Genomic DNA, 18,466 nt, shown 5'->3' with positions numbered 1-18,466 from the left:
CGGCAATAACATACTACTTATAAGGGAAAGCCTATTTCGGCAAAAAGCAATACGTCAAACACCGTATCGCCCCCGACACGATAAAAAGCCCGCGGCCACCGCCTGCAACAGGCCACAACCCTTACCCGCCCGAAAACAGGCAAGGTTTCGCAAATCTTTGATTTTTAGACATTGATGCGGAAAGAAAGCTGGGGTATGAACCAACCGCTGCACGCGATTCAAGCGTGACCGCTGCACCCGTAGCTCAGCTGGATAGAGTGTTGGATTCCGATTCCAAAGGTCACAGGTTCGAATCCTGTCGGGTGCGCCATATTTTCCAAGACTTCTCTGTCGTCAGCCCAGCCTCGAGTTCTCTCCTGCGTTATTTCCTCGACGCTTCTTTACGTTTTCCGCTCGGCTGCATTGAGGTGAAGGGCCGTGACTACGCTCTCGGCTTCCATGCGATGACTGATCGGATTTGAGGTTTCCAGAGTGGAATGGCGAAAAATGTGTGCGGTTTTCGCCCGAAATCCCGCGTCTCAAAGAAGCGTTCATCCCACCGTGCCACGCAATTTCAAACCGGCCGGGGTTGGCGGATGGCCAGGGCCAGCCCTCCGAGGATAAGGACGACGCCGACCGCAAAGAGGGTGCCCATGCTGTCGCCGAAGATGAGCGATGATGCGATGATGCCGAAAACCGGCTGCAGATATTGCACGCTCGCCGCCACGGGCGCCGGAACACGCTTCAATATGTCCAGCCACAGAAAGAGGCCGGCCACCGTAACGACGACACCGAGGTAGATTGCGGCGCCAAGGGCCGTCGCGGTGATCTCGAACGGCGTGTTGTAGGCCTCGAAGCCCGCGAAAGGCAGCAATGCCAGGAAACCGAAAGTGGTACTCCATACGACAACCACGACGGTTCCGTATCTGGCCGTCAACTCCACGCTCCAGACATAATAGAAGGCGACGGCCAGCGCCGAAAGCAGCATGAAAGCGGGACCGTAGAAGGTGGTCGTCGATCCGGCGGAACCTCCGGCATTCGCCACGACGATGATGCCGGCGAATGCCGCGCCCACGCCTGCGAGTTGCCGCGGGGAGACGCTCTGACGAAGCCGTATCGCTGCAAACAGCACGATAAATAAAGGGATCGTTGCGGAGAGAATTGTTCCAACCGAAGCGGATGTTCCCGTTACCCCATATGTCTGCGCCACCTGCCCTACACCGATGCCGATGATACCGAGCATGGCAACGGCCGGAACGGCTTTCCACGGCAGGCCGGCCTTCCCGACCGCGAGGGCAAGCAAGATCGGAACGGCAACTGCAAACCGGAAGGCAGTCAGCGTCAAGGGCGGCATCGTCACCAGACCCAGCTTGGTCACCGGGATCGAAAGCCCCCACATCAGCGCCAGCAGCAGCATTGCAGAGAGGTTCCGGGTATCGACGGGTTGCCGGGCGGAAAGCGCAGGAGCCTGGGGTGTGTCTGTCATCTGGGCATCTCGGTGAGATATACATCGTCTTCCTCACATGTAGGCGAGATGAGCCCTTGCAGACAAACCATTTATCGTCACATGATGCGTGATCCAAAGTCACACATGATCGACCAAATGACTGACAGATTGCCACCACTACAGAACTTGCGAGCCTTCGAAGCCGTGGGCAGGCGCCTGAGCATGACACGCGCGGCCGAGGAGCTTCACGTCACCCATGGGGCGATCAGCCGGCAGATCCGCGCCCTGGAAGACCATCTCGGCACTCCCCTTTTCCGGCGGCTTACCAGGAGGCTCGAATTTACCGAGGAGGGATCGGCCTTCTTCGCGGCAGTGACCCGGCTGCTTTCGGATCTGGGGCGCGAAGTCAATATCATCCGCCGCAGGAGCGAGACAGGGCGGCTGGTCATCAGTTCCGGCGTTTCGTTCGCCAGCAAGTGGCTGACCCCGCGCCTTCATCGGCTGATGGCCCGCCATCCCGAATATGACGTCCACCTCGAGGTGACGGACGTGGAGATCGACCTTTCGAAATCACAGGCCGATGTCGTCTTGCGATACGGAAACGGGCGATATTCCGGCATGGCGTCAGAGCGGGTCATGAACGAGACCGTTTCGCCGGTCTGCGCGCCCAGATATCTTGCCGAAGCCGGCGGCATAACGACGCCCGGCGACCTGATGTCCTGCCGCCTTATCCATGAGGTTGGAATGACGGCGGACTGGCACAGGTGGTTCGAGATGATGGGCCTGGCGATGCCCTCCAGGCGCGGAGCCGGCTACAGCCACGGGAGCATGTCCATCGAGGCGGCAATCCGGGGCGAAGGGGTTGCCCTGGGACGCAGCGTTCTCGTTTCGGAAGACCTTACCGCCGGGCGGCTGGTCGCGCTGTTCCCGGATGACCGGCTTGAGGTGGAAATGGGCTATGACCTCGCCTACCGCATCGGAAGCGATGACGATCCCAAGGTGAAATGCGTCAGGAAGTGGATAGCGGACGAAGTGCGCCAGTCGCCGTCCGCAAGAACCGATTGATCCCGAAGGGATCCGGCATCCGGGTTCGAATTCCACGATGGTACCGGTGAATTCCGCAAGGCACGCGCCGATGAACCTTCCGCCCACCCCGGCGCGGTGGCCCGTTCGGCCATGGCGTCTTCATCGCATTGACGACCGGCGATATTGTTGTAACAACCGGATCCCGGCGTAACGGAACCCGCAGTCAAATTTTCAAGATATCCTTTTCACCCGCACTGCTTCGCAGCATAAACAGGAAAATTCATTTCATGACATTCAAAGCCCAAATGGCCATGTTCGTTTCCGTCTTCATTCTTTCAGGCTGCATGACGGAGGCCGACTTCAATCGCGGACAGGAAGTCATCAGCGGCAGCCCCGCCGCAAAGCGCGATGTCATCAATAGCTGCTATAAAGAAACCAGAAACAATCCTGCCGATGCAAGAATTGTCCTGGCGAAAACCATGAATGTCAGCCCGAACAGCAATGTCGCCATGACCTTCTGCTCGCGGCTGTTCAACGCCATCGCAAGCAAAAAAATCACCTATGCCGATTTCGCCAATAAGAGCCCGGCCTTTATCCGCGCCATCCAGGGCCGGTAAACGCCAGATCATACAGGGCGCGGCCTGTCCGGCCATCCCCGGCATCGCTCATGCCGCGCAAGACCTCCCTGCGCGGCATCTTTCAGGTAACCGGCGGCGGATGCCCGCCGGTTTCGTCTGCGCTCATCCCCCCAGGGACAGTGTTTGAGCGCGAGCCCGTCGTTTAAAACTCCTGCCAGTCGCCCTTCGATGTATCGACGGCGGCGTTGCCCGAAAAGGCCGAGGCTATCTTGCGGCCGAGAGCGCGGACGGGAGAGGCCACATATTTGTCGCTGCCGCCGGCGCTGCGGACCGGAGCGGGCTGGCTTTTCGGCTGCTGGGCACCATCGGCGAGCCTGAACTGGGAGAGCAGCTGGTTGAGCGACGCCACTTCCTTGGCGAGGCTGTGGCTTGCGGCATTGGTCTCTTCCACCATGGCCGCGTTTTTCTGCGTGTCCTGGTCCATCTGGTTGACGGCCGTGTTGATCTGCTGCAGGCCGGAGGATTGTTCCTGTGCGGCCTCCACGATGGAAACGACGTGCCGGTTGATCTCCTGCACTTCCGAGACGATGGTCTCCAGCGCCTTGCCGGTATCGCCCACCAGCTGCACGCCCTGCTGCACCTGATCGTTCGAGGTGGTGATCAGTGCCTTGATCTCCTTGGCGGCATTGGCGGAGCGTTGCGCCAGTTCACGCACCTCCTGCGCCACCACGGCAAAACCCTTGCCGGCCTCACCCGCACGTGCCGCTTCCACACCGGCATTCAGCGCCAGAAGATTGGTCTGGAAGGCGATCTCGTCGATCACGCCGATGATGTTGCTGATTTCATTGGCAGATTTGGAGATCTGCTCCATGGCGACCACGGCACGGCGCACCACGGCGCCGGATTGCTCGGCACCGGCCTTGGCACGGCTGACGATCAGGCCCGCCTCCTGCGCGCGCTTGGTGGAATCGCGCACGGTCGTGGTGATTTCCTCCAGAGCGGCGGCGGTCTCCTCCACCGCGGCGGCCTGCTGCTCGGTGCGCTTGGCCAGATCGTCGGCGGCAGACTTGATCTCATCCGCGCCCGCGCCGATGCTGCCGGCATTCTGGGCAACCCTCGTCAATGCCGCCTGCAGCTTTTCGGCGGACATGTTGAAATCGTTGCGGACGGCATCGAGCGTCGCCGTGAACGGCTGGCCGATGCGATAGGAAACGTCGCCTTCCGAAAGCTTCGAGAGACCGGCTGCGAGATTGTCGACGGCGAATTTGACATCGGCCGCTTCCCTTGTCTTCTGCTGCTCGCGCTCGATGCGGTCTTTTTCCGAGAGGCTGCGATTGGCCTCGGTTTCCTGTTCGAGGCGAATGCGCTCGATGGCATTTTCGCGGAAGACCTGAACGGCTTTCGCCATCTGGCCCACTTCGTCACGGCGCCCCGTGCCGTCGATTTCCGCCGCCGTCTCGCCGCCGGCGAGCGACACCATGCGTTCGCGCAGGCGGGCGATCGGCGTGGTGATGCCGCGGGACGCCACAAAAAGCGCCAGGATGATGCCGATTGCGAAAGCGCCTCCGACGACCACCAGGGAGGTCAGAATGGTCGAATTGGTCTGGTCCGTCAGATCGTCGCTTCCCTCGATCACACGCTTGGCAAGCTTGTCGAGCAGGGCAGCGATTTCATTCCCGGTCGAACGGATCACCGTATCGGCCTTCAGCAGTTCCGCAGCGGATTCCGGATTGCGGTCGTACGAACCGAGTTCCACCGCCCTGTCGGTCAAAGCGATAATGCCCTTGGCCTGGCTCAACAAGCTGTCCAGCGCCACAGCTTCCTCCGGAAAAACGATCTTGACCTGGTTCAGGCGCGATATCAGCGCTTCCTTGTCTGTTTCATATTCGTGCTTGACGATCTTGAAGTCGGGAATCTTGGTGTCATAAGCCATGACCTGATAGGCACCGTAGGCCATGGCCTGCAGGTTGCGGTTTGCCCGGGACAGTTCCACGATAGCGGCATTATCGCTGGCGATAAAAAACGAATAGTCCGTATCCGCCTGCTTGTAATGGATGGACATGAAAGCGGTGGCGCCAAGGCCGACGATGCAGAGCGGCAGGATAAGCGACAGGATTTTGGTGCGGATGCTGGCATTTTGAAGAAAGGACACGGAAAAACCTCAGGTCAATGAAAATACCGCTCCTTCCCCGTGCCGGAGGTGTTCGGCAAGACTGATCATCGCACGTCGAACACCCCGATCATCAAGGCTTCGCCGGCCGCTTCATCGGCCCTGCCACATTGCGTCATGCAAGCGCCGAAGAAAGACACCTGCCCTTCAAACAAGGACAGGCCGTTCCCTTCGTGGCGTGGCGACCCCATCAGCAAGCCGAGGCGCCAGGCCGCATATTGAGCCGGTTCATGGCTCCAATTTGCTGTTCCATAAAATGATTATAGTTAAAAACCTTAACATTTCCTCACACGCTGGCACGCGCAAAAATTGAAAATGCAAATGACTGTAGAATCATTTGCATTTTCCTCGCCATCTGGCCGCCGGCAAGCGGATGGCGTTTTGTTCATGTCATTCCCCCGGGGCGAAACGCCGCCGTTTTCGCACGACGAGCCATCGCTGCGTGACTGCGGAAATCATCGCAACGCCCGCCATGACGGCGAATATCACGGCGATATCGCGATAGGCGGTAGAGAAACCGAACCGGGCAATCCAGGGCTGGCTTGCCAGCGGCGAGATGAAATGCCCGAGAAACATCGAAGCGGTGACGATGCCGGCGATACGTCCGCGCAACCGCAGCGGCGCCAGCATGATGGTCGTGGACATGATACCCGGCATCACCAAGCCGAGACCAAGGCCTACCACCGCAAGTGCCGACAGCATGGACCAAAGCCCGCCAGCCATGGCAAGCAGCGCAAAACCCGTCGCCATGAGCACCAGCCCGGCGGCGATGATGGCCGTCACACTGGCCCTCGCCCGCAATCGCCCGAAGTTGAGTGCCGCCAGCGCCCCCGCCAGGTTGAAAATGCCGATGGCATATCCGGCGATGCTGCCGGAAAACAGTCCACGCTCGCGCAGGAAAAACGGCAATTGCGAGGGAATGGTGTAAAACAGGGCGTTGACGAGAAATACCGCCAGCGCCAGCACAGCCACCAGAAGCCAGTTGACCGCAAAGGCCTGTTCGCCGCCGGCTTTGCTCCGGCTGTCGTTCCTTGCCGGCTCCGTCAAGAACAGCAGGGCGGCCGGCAGAATGAGCAGGGCGGCGGCATAGACCGCGAAGGGCGCGCGCCAGTGCAGATCCGCCAGCAAACCACCCGCCACGACAAAAACGACGCCGCCGATCTGGGTGAAAGCCTGTTGCAGGCCGAGATAGCGCTCCCGCGCCGGCCCCTCGAAATAATCGCCCACCAGCGCCGTGCCGATCGTCATGATCGCGCCGATCGCCAGACCCAGAAAGGCTCGGCCGACGAGCAGACCCGCCAGAGTGTCGGCAAAAAGACCGGACATGCCGGAAAGGCTGTAAAGCAGGATCGCGCCGAGCAGCAGTCGCTTGCGGCCAAAACGATCCGCCAGAATGCCGGCAAGAGGCGCACACAGGGCCACGAAAACCGAAGGCAGCGTCAGCACCATGCGGCTCATGATCTCCACATGCGGTGTGGACAGGAACGTCTGCTCGATGGCCGGCAGCGACGGCGCGACCGTGGTGCCGGCCATGATGGTGAGCGTGGCAACGAACAGCAGCGTGATTTTCAACGCCGGGGATTTGTCGGTCATGCTCACGCCTCCCTGTAAGGCGTTGCGGACCGCGCCTGCTTGAGCGCATGCGCCCACCAGCCGAGCTTGTTCATCATCGTTTCCAGCGCCCCCGCCGCCGCCGCTCCGGCATCGAACTGCCCCGCTGTATCGAGACGGTCCCAGGGATTGGCGAAGCTGACGACATCGCGGATCGTCACCGCATGCAGTTCGGCAAAGACCGGACGAAGCTGCTCGGTGGCCCGCAGGCCTCCCGAAATCCCGCCATAGGACACGAAAGCCACCGGTTTTGCGCCCCATTCGTCATAGGCGGAATCGATCAGCACCTTCAGCGCACCGGGATAACTGCGGTTATATTCCGGGGTGACGACGATGAATGCATCGGCGCCATCAAGACTTTTACGAAGCTGGCGCACCGAAGCGCGTTCAGGTGTGTGGCCCTGCGGCAGATCGAGTTCGCGCGGGTCGATGACCGCAAGCTCCAGCCCCGGCAGGGCCTCGAGCCGCCCAAGCAGCCATTTGCCGATGACATCGCAGAAACGCGGATTGCGGGCGCTGCCAAATATGATGCGGATGGAAAGTGTTTTATCGCTCATGGAACGTCCTTCAACAGTGTTCCATTCCCTGATAATTCCTCAACTATAGTTGAGGTCAATGGTGCCGGGCAAAAAAACTGCAAGCGCCCGAGAAGAACCAGACAAAACCGGTGCTGAGGAAGAATATCGTTTCCAGAAAACCGAAGAGCAGCACGTGAGGAGAGCGAGATATAGGGAGAAAAGCCACCCGCATTGAAACGCGTGCCGCGTATGTTCGACAATACGAATACCCCGCGCAAATCCTATTTTTTTGGTTATCCATGATGCACGGGAAAATAGCGCGGCGATTGTGCGATTTTCCTCGGGAAATCGGAACCCGGAGACAAAGGACAACGCGGTCGCTTTTAGAGGTCAAGCTTCAAAACCCCAAAAAACGCCTACAAAAAATGCCCCATATTTCATCCATCGGTTGCTTACTTAAATATATTTTGTTAACCTCAAATAATGCCGCGACCTTCAATTAACACACTGATATAAAGCATATTTATCTTTTATCGGATATTTCATACCCAACCGGATTGCGGGTTTTATATCTATATTAAGACATTGAAATATACGCTGCCTATGGTTGATTTTGTCAATGCGCAAAAAGGTGGGGGCCGACGGTGGACGTTCCGATACACACCCATATGAACGATGGCGGCAGCGGTCACTTGACACAACGCCCGGTTCAAATCGGTGTGTCCGGTGTCCGTCCCATGCGCAGGGACGACGTCCCGGCTGTCGAAGCCGTGCTCAACAGCGCTTTCAAGAAGACCGGGCACGAACGGAACTTCGATTTCCGCTCCTATATCGAAAAACTGTTTTTCGGCAGTCCCGCCTTCAGTCCGGAAAACGGCAGCGTTGTCTATGATGCGGGGGAAAACGACGTCACCAGCGTCATCCTCGCCGTGCCCATGCGCTTCGTTGCGAATGAAAAAACGCTGACCGCAAGGCTGCTCTGCGCCTTCGCATCGGACGGCAAACGCGGCGCGCTCGGCGCGGCGCGCCTGTCCCGCGGCATGCGGGCCTCAAAACACGACATGTTGTTCTCGGACACGGCTTCACCCGTCAGCGCCGATCACTGGGTGGCGACCGGCGGCAACATGTTGCCGATCGAAAGCCTGCAATGGCACAAGGCGCTCAAGCCCTTCTGCACCATCGCACTGCGCATGCCGCGCCGTTCCAAACTGGCCAAAACCACGCTCGCGCTCGCCGCGCTCGGATTTGTAGATGGAATCCTGCGACGGTGGAAAAAGGGCCTGAGACCGCAGGAAGTCGCCGGCGCCAGGGTAAGAACGGTGGATTTCGAAACCTTCCGCCGCCAGGCGCTCACGATGATCGAGCGTTTTTCCATTCGCCCGGAATGGTCTTACGAGGAGTTTCACTGGCTGATCGAGATGAGCAGAACCAATGACAGCCTTGGTGAACTGAAGAGCCTCGCAATCGAGAATGCCGAAGGCCACATCATGGGGGCTACGCTGTTTTTCGGCCAGCCGGGACGAACCGCCTATGTGCTCAATCTCGTCTGCGATGCCGGGCGCGAAAACGATGTCCTCAACACCCTGTTCTGCCATTTCGATGACGAGAACTATGCCCACATTACCGGCATGTCGCAGCCGTTTCTGATAAACGCGCTATACCGCCAGAACCACATGAGCTTCCGCCATGACGGATATTTCTGCATGGCCACCCGCGATGAAGCCCTGAGGGAAAAGGCGCTGGCCGGCGATATCTATATTGGCGGGCTGTGCTCGGAAAGCTGGAGCAAGCTCATCACCGACTATTGAGGCGCACCCCGGCATCGGGACAGGCGAAGCGCCCTCAAACCTTGTTGAAACGCCCGACATTGGCCGAAATCAGATGGCGCAGCGCCTTCGCGTAGCGTTTGGAGCGCGTCTTGGCCGCCAGCGCGCTTGTCCAGTCCACCATCGATCCGTTGATATCGAAATCGCCGAGCTGGCCTTCAGGAATATCGCCCTTCTCGATGCGCTCGACGATGGAGGCCAGCGCGGCGTAAAATTCCGGCGAACGATAGGGCGGGTGCAGCGAATACATGCCCTTGCCCGTGCCGAGAAAATCGAGCCGGTAAACGCCGGTGCGCATCATGTTGGTGCTCAGCACTTCCTCGGCGGGCATGGAGACCGGCTGCTGGTTATAGGCATAGGAGCGGATGCGCCGTTTGACATCCGGCCTGAGCAGTTCCAGCGAGCCGATCCGCTTGGCGAAACGTTCCATGTCGATCATGAAAAGCCGGGTGGAAACGGTGGCGAAACGCCAGGTGGGAATACGCGACGGCAGCTTGCGCGGCGCGGGGATATTCTTCACGCCCGGCATGCCGACATGACGGGAAATATCGAGATCGCCGCGCACCGTCGGCGGCCCGGAAAAGGGCGTGATGCACAGCGCATCCGGATTGGCCTTCTGCAGCGCAATCGCCTCGCTGAACCAGTTCTGGCTGCCGCCGCCGAACATCATGTCGCTGTCCATGTGCAGCACATAACGGGCATTGGCGCGTTTCAGCCCATAAAAATAGACGTGGAATGGCCCGCCGTCGAAAGCCTTGGCGGGATAGGGGATCGGCGAGCGCGAAAAGAAGGCCTGCGTCACCGCAGCCCGCGCCGCATCACTGTAATCAACGATATCCACATGCAGATGCGGATAGTTGGTCTGCATTTCGTCCAGCATGTCGAAGAGGCGCTGACGGGCAGAATCGAAACCATTGCCCTTGTAACGGCCGGCCCCGACCTGGCCGGTATCGACCGTCAGGAGAATGCGGTCCACCTGCCCGCCCCAGACCCTGAGCTGATGCGGCAGGGTCAGGGCCGCATGCGGGGCATCGAAGGGATGGAGGTTGATTTGCAGCGCCTTTTGCACGGGAGGAAGCGGCATTTCAGCATTCATAGTCATGCACCACGGTTCCGGAATTCATTGATGACGGCCATCATGGGTTTTTCGTTGAAACTCCAGTCGAGTGGCAGCGGCCGGTTGGCCGTTCCGTCCCGGCGCGGATAGGCCCAGCGGATCCAGCTATATTGGTCCGAAATACCCCATGTGGTGATGGAGGAAAGCGGACCACCTGCGGAAGCCGCTTCAAGAAACTCGCGGACCTGGCCGGTGATCAGCATGTCACGCTCGGCCTCCGGTGTGGGCAGCGTCTGGTCCATCACATCCAGCTCCGTCACCAGAATGGCAAGACCGTAACTGCGCATTTCCGTGGTGAAGGCGGCAAGCTCGTCCTTGGCGATCGGCCAGCCGCCACGCAAATGCCCCTGCAGGCCGATGGCGTTGATCGGCGCGCCCTTTTCGAGCAGTTCGAGGATGAGGTTGCGGAAGGCCGCGCGTTTGGCCGGCGATTTTTCAGCGGCAAATTCCACATCATATTCGTTGAGCACGAGCTGCGCCTTGGGATCGACCGCATGGGCGATGTCGAAAGCCCTCTTGATGGCATCGGGCCCGGCGCCATAATACCAGGCATCGCGCCGCGCACGCACATTGGCAGGCACGTCGGGGATCGGTTCGTTGACCACGTCCCAACTATGGATCACGTCCTTATAACGCTCCATCACCTTGACGATGTGGTTTTCCATCAGCTTCTCAGCCTTCGCGCCGCTGATGCTGGCAAGCCATGGCGCGTTGGAGGCGTACCAGATCAGCGGATGGCCATGCATGGAAAGCTTGTGCTGGCGCGCGAAGTTGGCAAGCGCATCGGCAGCGGCGAAATCGAACACCTCCGCCGAAGGCCGCATGACCTCCCATTTCATCTCGGTGACCGGGGTGATGCGCGAACAATATTTCACCACCGCCTCGCCGATACGGCTGTCGGCGTTGAGGTCCGGCAGGTAGACCGCCGCGCCATATGGGGCGGTTTTGATCGTGGCTTTCTTCTGCGCGGCAAAGGCCGGGCCGGCCACGGCATGCAACAGGCCAGCGCTTGCCGCACCACCCAGAAAATTCCGCCGCCCGATCCGCATCAACCCGCCTCCGCAACCCCAGCGCATCGGCATCCGAAGGGATACACCGCGCTCTTATTCTCAAAACATAACATTCCAATCATGCCAAAAGGATATTAAAGATTTGCAAGGTTAACCGACGCTATACCACGTCATAATTGGTGAGGCTCGCTTAATGCGGTAGTAACTTCACTGTGAGAATGCTTGGCCCGCCCCTCATGGAGTTGAAAAGCTTGGTCTCCGTTTCGATTGTCATTCCCGTTCGCAATGGCGAGCGTTACATCGTGGAAGCGATCGAAAGCGTGTTGCTGCAGGGCGAGACCATCCGCGAAGTGCTGGTGGTCGACGACGGCTCCACCGATACCACTGCGCAGAAGGTGGAAGGTTTTTCCGACCCCCGTGTCAAATTGCTGGCCCGGCCGCAGGGGCGGCAGGGCGTTTCCGCCGTGCGCAATTTCGGCCTGTCACAGGCGCGCGGCGAGTGGACGATGTTTCTCGATGCCGACGACCGCTTGAGACCCGGCGCCATCGCAGCGCTTTGTGCCGGCATTTCCGGCCCGGATGTCGTCGCCGTCTATGGCGATTATGAGCGCATCGATGAAAACGGCATCAAGATCGGCCGGCGCAACCTCATCCGCCGCCGGGAAAAGCCGGATGGTTTCATTCTCCAGCCGCTGCTCGGCGGGAACTTCATTGTCAATGGCGGCATCATGCTCGTCAGAACCCGCATCTTTCAGGATTTCGGCGGTTTCGACGAGACGTTACGTTATGCGGAAGACTGGTATGGCTGGTGCCGGCTCGCCGCAGCCGGCCGTTTTGCCTATCTGCCCGGCTGCCATGTGCTCGATTACCGGGTGCACAGGTCGAGCGTGATGATGAACAGGCTTTTGACCTTCCGCGATTGCGAACCGGCCATCGAAGCCGTGTTTTCCGATCCCGCCATCGTCGCCGCCATTTCCCCGCAGGAACTGAGGCGGCTTCGCCGCCGGTCCGAGAACCACATGAATGCCTATACCGTGGCGCAGGCCTTCCGCGCCCGCCGCTACCGCGAGGCCTTTTCGGCGCTTGCCGATACCTTCCTCAACCGCCCGCGCCAGAGCCTCAGGGCCGTCGTTTTTTCCGCCGCCGCGCTTGCCGGAATTTAGGAGTTTCCATGTCCGAGATCATGCCGGAAGCGGTGGTGTGCATTCCAAGTTTCCGCCGGCCGGAAGGCCTGCAAAAGACGCTTGCATCGCTAGCCGCCCAGAAGGTCGATTTTGCCTTCGCCGTCGTCGTGGTCGACAATGATGGCGCAGGCCAGCAGGGCCTTGCCATCGCGCGCGCATTTTTTGCCGAAAGCGGTATGCCCGGTCAGGCGCTGGTGGAGCCGACGCAGGGCAATTGTTACGCCATCAACACGGCCTTCCGCACCGCCCGGCAGAACTATCCTTCGGCTGAGTGGTTCCTGATGATCGATGACGATGAGGCCGCCTCCCCCGTCTGGCTTGCCGAAATGGTTTCGGCGGCAAAATCCTTCGGCGTCGATATCGTCGGCGGACCGGTCGACCGGGAATTCGACGCACCGGCGCCGAAGGCGGTCCTGTCGCACCCGCTATTCGGCTCCATCGAAGCGCCAACCGGCCTTGTCGAGCAGATCCATGGATCAGGCAATTGCCTGATCTCGCGGCGGGTGTTTCAAACCCTGCCGAAACCGGAATTCGACGTACGCTTCAACTTCCTCGGCGGCGGCGACATGGATTTCTTCACCCGCTGCCGCAAGGCCGGCTTCAAATTCGCCTGGAATGCGCGCGCCCTCATCATCGAATATGTGCCGGAAAGCCGCATGGCGCCGCGCTGGATCATGGAGCGCTCGCTCCGCACCGGCATTATCAATTACAGCATCGACCGCGCCCGCCGCCCCGGCCTGAAGGGCGGGCTGCTGCTCACCGCCAAAAACGCGATCAGCCTCGGCCTTTCGCTCGTCCGCGCCGTTTCCGCCTTCATCAGGACCGGCGCGCTGCTGCCCGCCACACATCCGCCGCTCATGTCCATCGGCCGCGTAATGGCGAGCCTAGGCATCACGCTCACGCCCTACAAGGCGCCCGTGAAAAAGGCCTGAACGCAAGCCGGCCCGGCCGATCCCTTCAGCCCAGGGTCTTTTCCCGGCCGAGCGACATCGTGTTCATATGTCGTTTCTGGAAACCGAACGACGAAAAAGCCGCCGCCAGAATGAGAAGCGGCACAAGCACCGGCCAGAAGAAACAAAGGACAATGCCGGCCACCCGGTAAAAATCCCAATTCTTGTCGCGGCGGGCACCTTCGATATAGGTCATGGCGAGAGAGGTTACGGTGCCAATTCCATATATGAAAAGAGAAATGGACGTAATCACCATTGGTATCCCCAATAAATAGGATTCGAATAAATTTATAATATTTGCGCAGTGTAGCGCCGTTGTTCGCAGTTGCAACGAATTTCAGCGGCAAAGCGCATTCATTCAATAAGTTAGGGGAAACTCAAGTAGCAGCGATGCGCGGACATATGCCGCATGCGGGGCGCGCGGCGGTCTTACCGGCCCTGTCCCGAAGCCCCGAAACGGTGCTTCAGCAGTGAATATATGGCGATAGGATTGGTCAGCAGGTAGCGTTTTCCAAGACGCCTCGGCTCGAGCATCGCGCGATAGAGCCATTCCAGCCCCATATCCTGCATCCATTGCGGCGCCCGGCTGTTCTTACCGGCAAGGAAATCGAAAAGGCCGCCGCAGGTCTTGATGACCGCGATGCCGGAAAGCCCGTCCAGACTGCGCGAGACGAAACGCTGCTCCAGCGGAATACCGAAGCCGACCCAGAGAATGTCCGTTTTGGATGCGACGATATCGGCAAGGATCTCCTCCCCGCGGCCCTGGCTGAAATAACCGTTATGCCGGCCCGAAAATACGAGACGCGGATAGAGCCTCTGCATTTCCTCGACCGCCGCGCGATTCACCTCTTCGGAACCGCCGAGAAAATAAAACCGGCTGCCCGTTTCTTCGGCCCTTTTCGCCACCGCGTGAACGAGATCGGTCGTCGCGACCCGCTCCCTCAGCGCCCTCTTGCAGAATTTGCGCGAAAAAATCACCATGGACATGCCGTCGGCGTGAATCTGGTCCGCCTGCCGCAGCATGGCGTCGAATTCCTTGTCGTGATGGCAGAGCGCGATGACCTGACCGTTCGCCGATGTCGAATAAAACGGCCTTGCACCGGCCGCACGCGCCTTCGTCGCACGCCGGATGAAATCCTGCGCCGTCTCATCGATGGTCACGTCGGCGATGGGTAAAGCCGCAAGCGGAACGATCGGCCAAGCCTGACCCGGCCCCTCCGCATCCGGCATCTCTCTCCCTGTCATGATCTGTCCGGCGTCCAAGATAGGCATCGTTTCATTGTTATGGTCACGCATAGGATTAGGGTACAAGGCTTCAAACACTACGAAGAACTATTATTAATATTTTTATAAATCCGCAGCTTGAGGCAGGTAATTCGCGCGCCTGAAGGTTGCGCGTCTCCCCATTCCCTTCCCCGCCTATTCCGGTTTGCCAGCCGATGGGCTAAGGGGCGACAGCAAATCACGGAAAAGGTCCCGGCCATGGAAACAATCTCGATCGACAATCGCGGCGATTTCGGCCTCTGGGCGATAGAACGGGCAAAGGAAATCGTCGCCAACGAAGCCTCCGATCTCGCCATTTCGGTCCGCGACGGCGACGAAGCCGGCATTCGCGATGCCGGCAATGCGCTGGGCGCCGCCATCGCCGCCGCCCTGCTCGAGGTTTATGACGGCCTGATTTCAGAAGAATAGGCTCGGCGGACGGCCGCTCTCAGGCGTAACGCGCTGCGGCCTCCGCATGATCGTCCCGGCGCAGATATCCCCAGAGACCGAGCGCCACGGCGATGCCGAGACCAAGCAACAGACCGCCCATGCCGCCGGCGATCAGGAAGGTTAGCTTGCCCGGCGGCCAGCTTCTGGAATTGGGCGCGACCGGCTGCGAAATCACCCGCACATTGGTGGAATCGATCGATTGCTGTTCGGCAAGCTGGCGCGAGCGTGTCAGGTAGGTCTCGTAGATCGCCGCCGCCGAGCGGGCGTCGCGCTCCAGATCGCGCAGGCGCACCTGCGCCTCATTGTCGGTAAAGACATTGGCGCGCTCCGCCACGGCCTTCAGCCGCAGCGCATCGAGTGACGAACGCGCCTCCGCGACATTGATCTTGGCCGCCTGCAGAATACGCCGCGCCTCGTCCGCCATGCCGCGTTCCAGCATTGCCCGCTCCGCGCCTGCTGTCGCAAGACGCGGATGGCGCGCGCCATAAGTCAGTGTCATCGCGCCGATCTGCTGCTGCAAGGTGCTGTATTGGGCGCGGATGGTGTTCATCGTCTGGCTGTCGAAGATGGCGTCGCTCTGCGTGCGGTTCTGGGCAATCGCCGCATCCATCTGCTTCAGGCGCGATTCCTCCTGAATGACCCGCTGCTGCGCCGCCAGCACCTGCGCATTCAGCTCGCCGGAGGCGAGGTTGCTGACGAGCTGGCCGTTATTTTCCTGCAGACCGTTCTCGCGGCGGAAATCGGCCACACGCTTTTCGGCGGCGGTCACATTCTCACGCATTTCCTCGAGCCGCTTCTTGAGATCGTCGACGACGCGCTGGCTGCTGTCGGAATTTGTCTGGAACAGCTCACTTTCGAAGGCCTTCACGATGGCCTTGGAGACCGTCACCGATTTTTCGGCATCATTGGTCCAGACTGAAAGCGTCACCACGAAGGAGCGCGGATCACGTTCGGCCGCCACCCGGTCGCCAAGCGAACGGAGCGCGCCGACGCGGTTGTCGCCATCATCCGGCTTCGAGGAAAACATTGCCTTTAGCCGGGCAAGCGGCGGTGGGCTGATGAATTCAGGATCCTGATCGAGCTTCAGCTCGTCCACCACCCGCGCCAGCACGTTGCGCGAGGTGATGGTGCGCAGCTTGCTTTCCACCTCGAGGATCTGCGTGTCGCGCTGCTGGTTGGGTGAAAACACCCCGTCATTGACGACATTGAGGTTGGAGGGATTAACGACGATATCCGTATAGGCCTTGTAGCGCGGCGGCGTCATATAGGCATAGGTAAGCGCGGCGGCGACACAGAGAACGATCGCCAGCACAATCCAGACGATGCCCCTGCGAAGCCAGGAGAGCACATCGTCCACACCGATCCTGTCGATATATTGAAGGCCGGGCAGCGCAGACGCCAGACCGCCACCCGCCGGGGCCGCCTTCAGCGGCCTTTCGGCCGGGGCCGGCTCGGCAGCGGCCACAGCGGGCTTCGGCTCAAGATGTTCCTTCAGCACCGTGCGCTCGAAAACCTCGTCCTCATCCGCCAGATCATCCAGCAGCGAGCCATGGGTTTTCACGGCGGGCGCGGTTTTTTCATCGAGCGGACGTGCCTGCTTATGTCCCGCCTTTTGAAGCCTGTACATCAGCCAATCCAACTCGAACGAACCACAAAAAGGCCGGCAACATAGGATTTCCATCGTCGCCAGAGCCGCTATCGACGGACAAGTTTAAATATGACGGGTGAATTTTAGGTTACCCGCATCATTTCCGTCATCATCGCCTATTCGCGGCCGCCTTGAAAGGACAGATTGACTTGAATGGATCGATACAGTTCTTTCAACCGTTATATTTTCACATTATCGATTTGCACCTCAAAAGATTTATGGAAACGGAGTTTGGTATGAGCCTGAAATTCGGAACAAGCGGCCTTCGCGGCCTCTCCGTCGATCTGAAGGGACAAGCCTCCGCCGTTTATGCCACGGCATTTGCAAGGCACCTTCTCACATCGGGTCAGGCAAAAATGGGTGATCCCATTCTCATCGGCCGCGATTTTCGCGATTCGAGCCCGGATGTTTCAGCCACCTGCATCGCCGCTCTGAAAAAAGCCGGCCTCACCCCGCTCGACTGCGGCACCGTGCCGACACCTGCCCTGGCGCTTTACGGCCTGTCGCTGAAGGCGGGCGCGCTGATGATCACCGGCTCGCATATCCCGGCCGACCGCAACGGCATCAAGTTCTACCGCCCGGATGGCGAAATCGACAAGCAGGACGAGACCGCGATTGCGGCCCTTGCCGCCGAAATCGAGGAGGAAGGCATGGACGCCGAGACGGCGACGGCCGAAGACCATTCCGCCATCACCGCCGAACTCTTTTACGAACGCAACGTTGCGCTGCTGCCGGAACAAGCGCTTTCCGGCCTCAGGATCGGCGTCTATCAGCACAGCACGGTGGCGCGCGATCTCTTCGTCGACGTCCTCGCCCATTATGGCGCAGAGGTCGTGCCGCTCGGCCGCTCCGAGACCTTCATCCCGGTCGATACCGAGGCCGTCTCGCCGGAAACGCTGGCCCTTCTCAAAAAATGGTCGCCGGAACACGGCCTCGACGCCGTCGTTTCCGCTGATGGCGACGGCGACCGCCCATTGCTTGCCGATGAAAACGGCGTGCCGCTGCGCGGCGATCTGATCGGCCTGATCACGGCCAATTTTCTGGATGCCGGCGTGGTTGTCACCCCCGTCACCTCCAATTCCGGCATCGAGGCCAATGGCACATTCGAGGTCATTCGCACCAGGGTCGGCTCACCCTTCGTCATTGCCGGCATGGCAGGGGCACTCGCCGAAGGAAAGAACGGCGTCATGGGTTTCGAGGCCAATGGCGGCCTACTGACGGCCTCCGCCTTCACGCTCAACGGCAGGCCGCTCTTACCGCTGCCAACGCGAGACAGCTTCCTGCCGGTTCTCGCCGTACTGCTGCTTTCGGCCGAACGGAAAAAGCCGCTGTCGCAGATCGCCGCTGCCTATAACCTGCCGGTCGCCGCCGCCGACCGTCTGGAGAATTTCGCCCAGGAAAAGAGCGCCGCCCTGATGGCGCATCTTCGCGCCTCCCGCGGCAATCTCGAAGACTTCCTCGCCCAGGTCGGCACGGTCAAGGCGACGAGCGACATCGATGGCCTGCGCGTGGCACTGACCGACGGCAGCACCATCCATTTCCGCCCTTCCGGCAACGCCCCGGAAATGCGCTGCTACGTCGAGGCCGCCAATCAGGATGAGGCCGAAGCGCTGCTCAATAAGGGGCTCGAGCTTATCCGGAATTTCGCCCAAGGATGACGTCGTGCCTCCGGAAAGCAAGCTGGCTTTC

General features: G+C 59.9%; 16 protein-coding genes and 1 tRNA gene. 8 read left to right on the top strand and 9 right to left on the bottom strand.

The annotated features are described in order from the left end of the window. Nucleotides 1-233 precede the first annotated feature (233 nt). A tRNA-Arg gene (locus O3S81_RS01040) sits at nucleotides 234-310 on the top strand. A gap of 243 nt (nucleotides 311-553) precedes the next feature. Here O3S81_RS01040 and O3S81_RS01035 read toward each other — a convergent pair. After that, nucleotides 554-1,465 carry a DMT family transporter gene (locus tag O3S81_RS01035; protein ID WP_331284157.1) on the bottom strand — a complete coding sequence of 304 codons (912 nt, stop codon included), beginning with the start codon at nucleotides 1,463-1,465 and terminating at the stop codon, nucleotides 554-556. An 81-nt stretch (nucleotides 1,466-1,546) separates the two neighbouring features. Here O3S81_RS01035 and gcvA point away from each other — a divergent pair, with 81 nt between their 5' ends. Next, nucleotides 1,547-2,491 carry a transcriptional regulator GcvA gene (gene gcvA, locus O3S81_RS01030; protein ID WP_331284156.1) on the top strand — a complete coding sequence of 315 codons (945 nt, stop codon included), beginning with the start codon at nucleotides 1,547-1,549 and terminating at the stop codon, nucleotides 2,489-2,491. Nucleotides 2,492-2,739: 248 nt separating this feature from the next. Further along, entirely contained in the window at nucleotides 2,740-3,069 is a 330-nt protein-coding gene (locus tag O3S81_RS01025; protein WP_269340361.1) for a hypothetical protein, read from the top strand. 163 nt (nucleotides 3,070-3,232) lie between these two features. Here O3S81_RS01025 and O3S81_RS01020 read toward each other — a convergent pair whose 3' ends face one another. The 3 genes from O3S81_RS01020 to O3S81_RS01010 all read right to left on the bottom strand — a co-directional run bounded on the left by O3S81_RS01020 (nucleotide 3,233) and on the right by O3S81_RS01010 (nucleotide 7,368). After that, on the bottom strand, nucleotides 3,233-5,182 hold the full coding sequence (locus O3S81_RS01020; protein ID WP_269340359.1) for a methyl-accepting chemotaxis protein: 1,950 nt from the start codon (nucleotides 5,180-5,182) through the stop codon (nucleotides 3,233-3,235). 408 nt (nucleotides 5,183-5,590) lie between these two features. Beyond that, on the bottom strand, nucleotides 5,591-6,793 hold the full coding sequence (locus O3S81_RS01015) for an MFS transporter (protein WP_269340358.1): 1,203 nt from the start codon (nucleotides 6,791-6,793) through the stop codon (nucleotides 5,591-5,593). A gap of 2 nt (nucleotides 6,794-6,795) precedes the next feature. Further along, nucleotides 6,796-7,368 carry an NADPH-dependent FMN reductase gene (locus O3S81_RS01010; protein ID WP_269340356.1) on the bottom strand — a complete coding sequence of 191 codons (573 nt, stop codon included), beginning with the start codon at nucleotides 7,366-7,368 and terminating at the stop codon, nucleotides 6,796-6,798. A gap of 698 nt (nucleotides 7,369-8,066) precedes the next feature. Here O3S81_RS01010 and O3S81_RS01005 point away from each other — a divergent pair. Then, nucleotides 8,067-9,137 (top strand): GNAT family N-acetyltransferase, encoded by a 1,071-nt coding sequence (locus O3S81_RS01005; protein WP_269340354.1) that lies wholly within the window; start codon nucleotides 8,067-8,069, stop codon nucleotides 9,135-9,137. A gap of 34 nt (nucleotides 9,138-9,171) precedes the next feature. On the opposite strand, the gene uppG is transcribed toward O3S81_RS01005, so the two are convergent. After that, nucleotides 9,172-10,251, bottom strand: a complete 1,080-nt coding sequence (gene uppG / locus O3S81_RS01000) for a polysaccharide biosynthesis glycosyltransferase UppG (RefSeq protein ID WP_269341374.1) — start codon at nucleotides 10,249-10,251, stop codon at nucleotides 9,172-9,174. A 2-nt stretch (nucleotides 10,252-10,253) separates the two neighbouring features. Next, entirely contained in the window at nucleotides 10,254-11,321 is a 1,068-nt protein-coding gene (uppI, locus tag O3S81_RS00995) for a polysaccharide biosynthesis UDP-hexose transferase UppI (protein ID WP_269340352.1), read from the bottom strand. Nucleotides 11,322-11,533: 212 nt separating this feature from the next. Between uppI and uppH the strand changes: the two genes are divergently transcribed. Next, nucleotides 11,534-12,445 carry a polysaccharide biosynthesis endo-1,4-beta-xylanase UppH gene (gene uppH, locus O3S81_RS00990; protein WP_269340350.1) on the top strand — a complete coding sequence of 304 codons (912 nt, stop codon included), beginning with the start codon at nucleotides 11,534-11,536 and terminating at the stop codon, nucleotides 12,443-12,445. An 8-nt stretch (nucleotides 12,446-12,453) separates the two neighbouring features. Next, nucleotides 12,454-13,398 carry a polysaccharide biosynthesis UDP-hexose transferase UppJ gene (gene uppJ / locus O3S81_RS00985; protein ID WP_269340348.1) on the top strand — a complete coding sequence of 315 codons (945 nt, stop codon included), beginning with the start codon at nucleotides 12,454-12,456 and terminating at the stop codon, nucleotides 13,396-13,398. A 25-nt stretch (nucleotides 13,399-13,423) separates the two neighbouring features. On the opposite strand, the gene O3S81_RS00980 is transcribed toward uppJ, so the two are convergent. Both O3S81_RS00980 and uppL read right to left on the bottom strand, forming a co-directional pair. Then, a complete protein-coding gene (locus O3S81_RS00980) occupies nucleotides 13,424-13,672 on the bottom strand; it encodes a hypothetical protein (RefSeq protein ID WP_269340347.1) in 249 nt (82 codons plus the stop codon). A gap of 173 nt (nucleotides 13,673-13,845) precedes the next feature. After that, nucleotides 13,846-14,646 carry a polysaccharide biosynthesis UDP-hexose transferase UppL gene (gene uppL, locus O3S81_RS00975; RefSeq protein WP_269341373.1) on the bottom strand — a complete coding sequence of 267 codons (801 nt, stop codon included), beginning with the start codon at nucleotides 14,644-14,646 and terminating at the stop codon, nucleotides 13,846-13,848. 252 nt (nucleotides 14,647-14,898) lie between these two features. Here uppL and O3S81_RS00970 point away from each other — a divergent pair, with 252 nt between their 5' ends. Then, nucleotides 14,899-15,108 (top strand): hypothetical protein, encoded by a 210-nt coding sequence (locus O3S81_RS00970; RefSeq protein WP_003509414.1) that lies wholly within the window; start codon nucleotides 14,899-14,901, stop codon nucleotides 15,106-15,108. Nucleotides 15,109-15,127: 19 nt separating this feature from the next. On the opposite strand, the gene uppM is transcribed toward O3S81_RS00970, so the two are convergent. Then, nucleotides 15,128-16,756, bottom strand: coding sequence for a polysaccharide biosynthesis protein UppM (gene uppM, locus O3S81_RS00965; protein WP_269340345.1), 1,629 nt, complete (start codon nucleotides 16,754-16,756; stop codon nucleotides 15,128-15,130). Between the two features lie 257 nt (nucleotides 16,757-17,013). Here uppM and uppO point away from each other — a divergent pair, with 257 nt between their 5' ends. Next, nucleotides 17,014-18,435, top strand: coding sequence for a polysaccharide biosynthesis phosphomannomutase UppO (uppO, locus tag O3S81_RS00960; protein WP_269340344.1), 1,422 nt, complete (start codon nucleotides 17,014-17,016; stop codon nucleotides 18,433-18,435). Nucleotides 18,436-18,466 lie beyond the last annotated feature (31 nt).

Source organism: Agrobacterium sp. SOY23 (assembly GCF_027212525.1).
Lineage (GTDB): Bacteria > Pseudomonadota > Alphaproteobacteria > Rhizobiales > Rhizobiaceae > Agrobacterium > Agrobacterium tumefaciens_I.
This window is presented reverse-complemented; position numbering and strand designations above follow the sequence as displayed.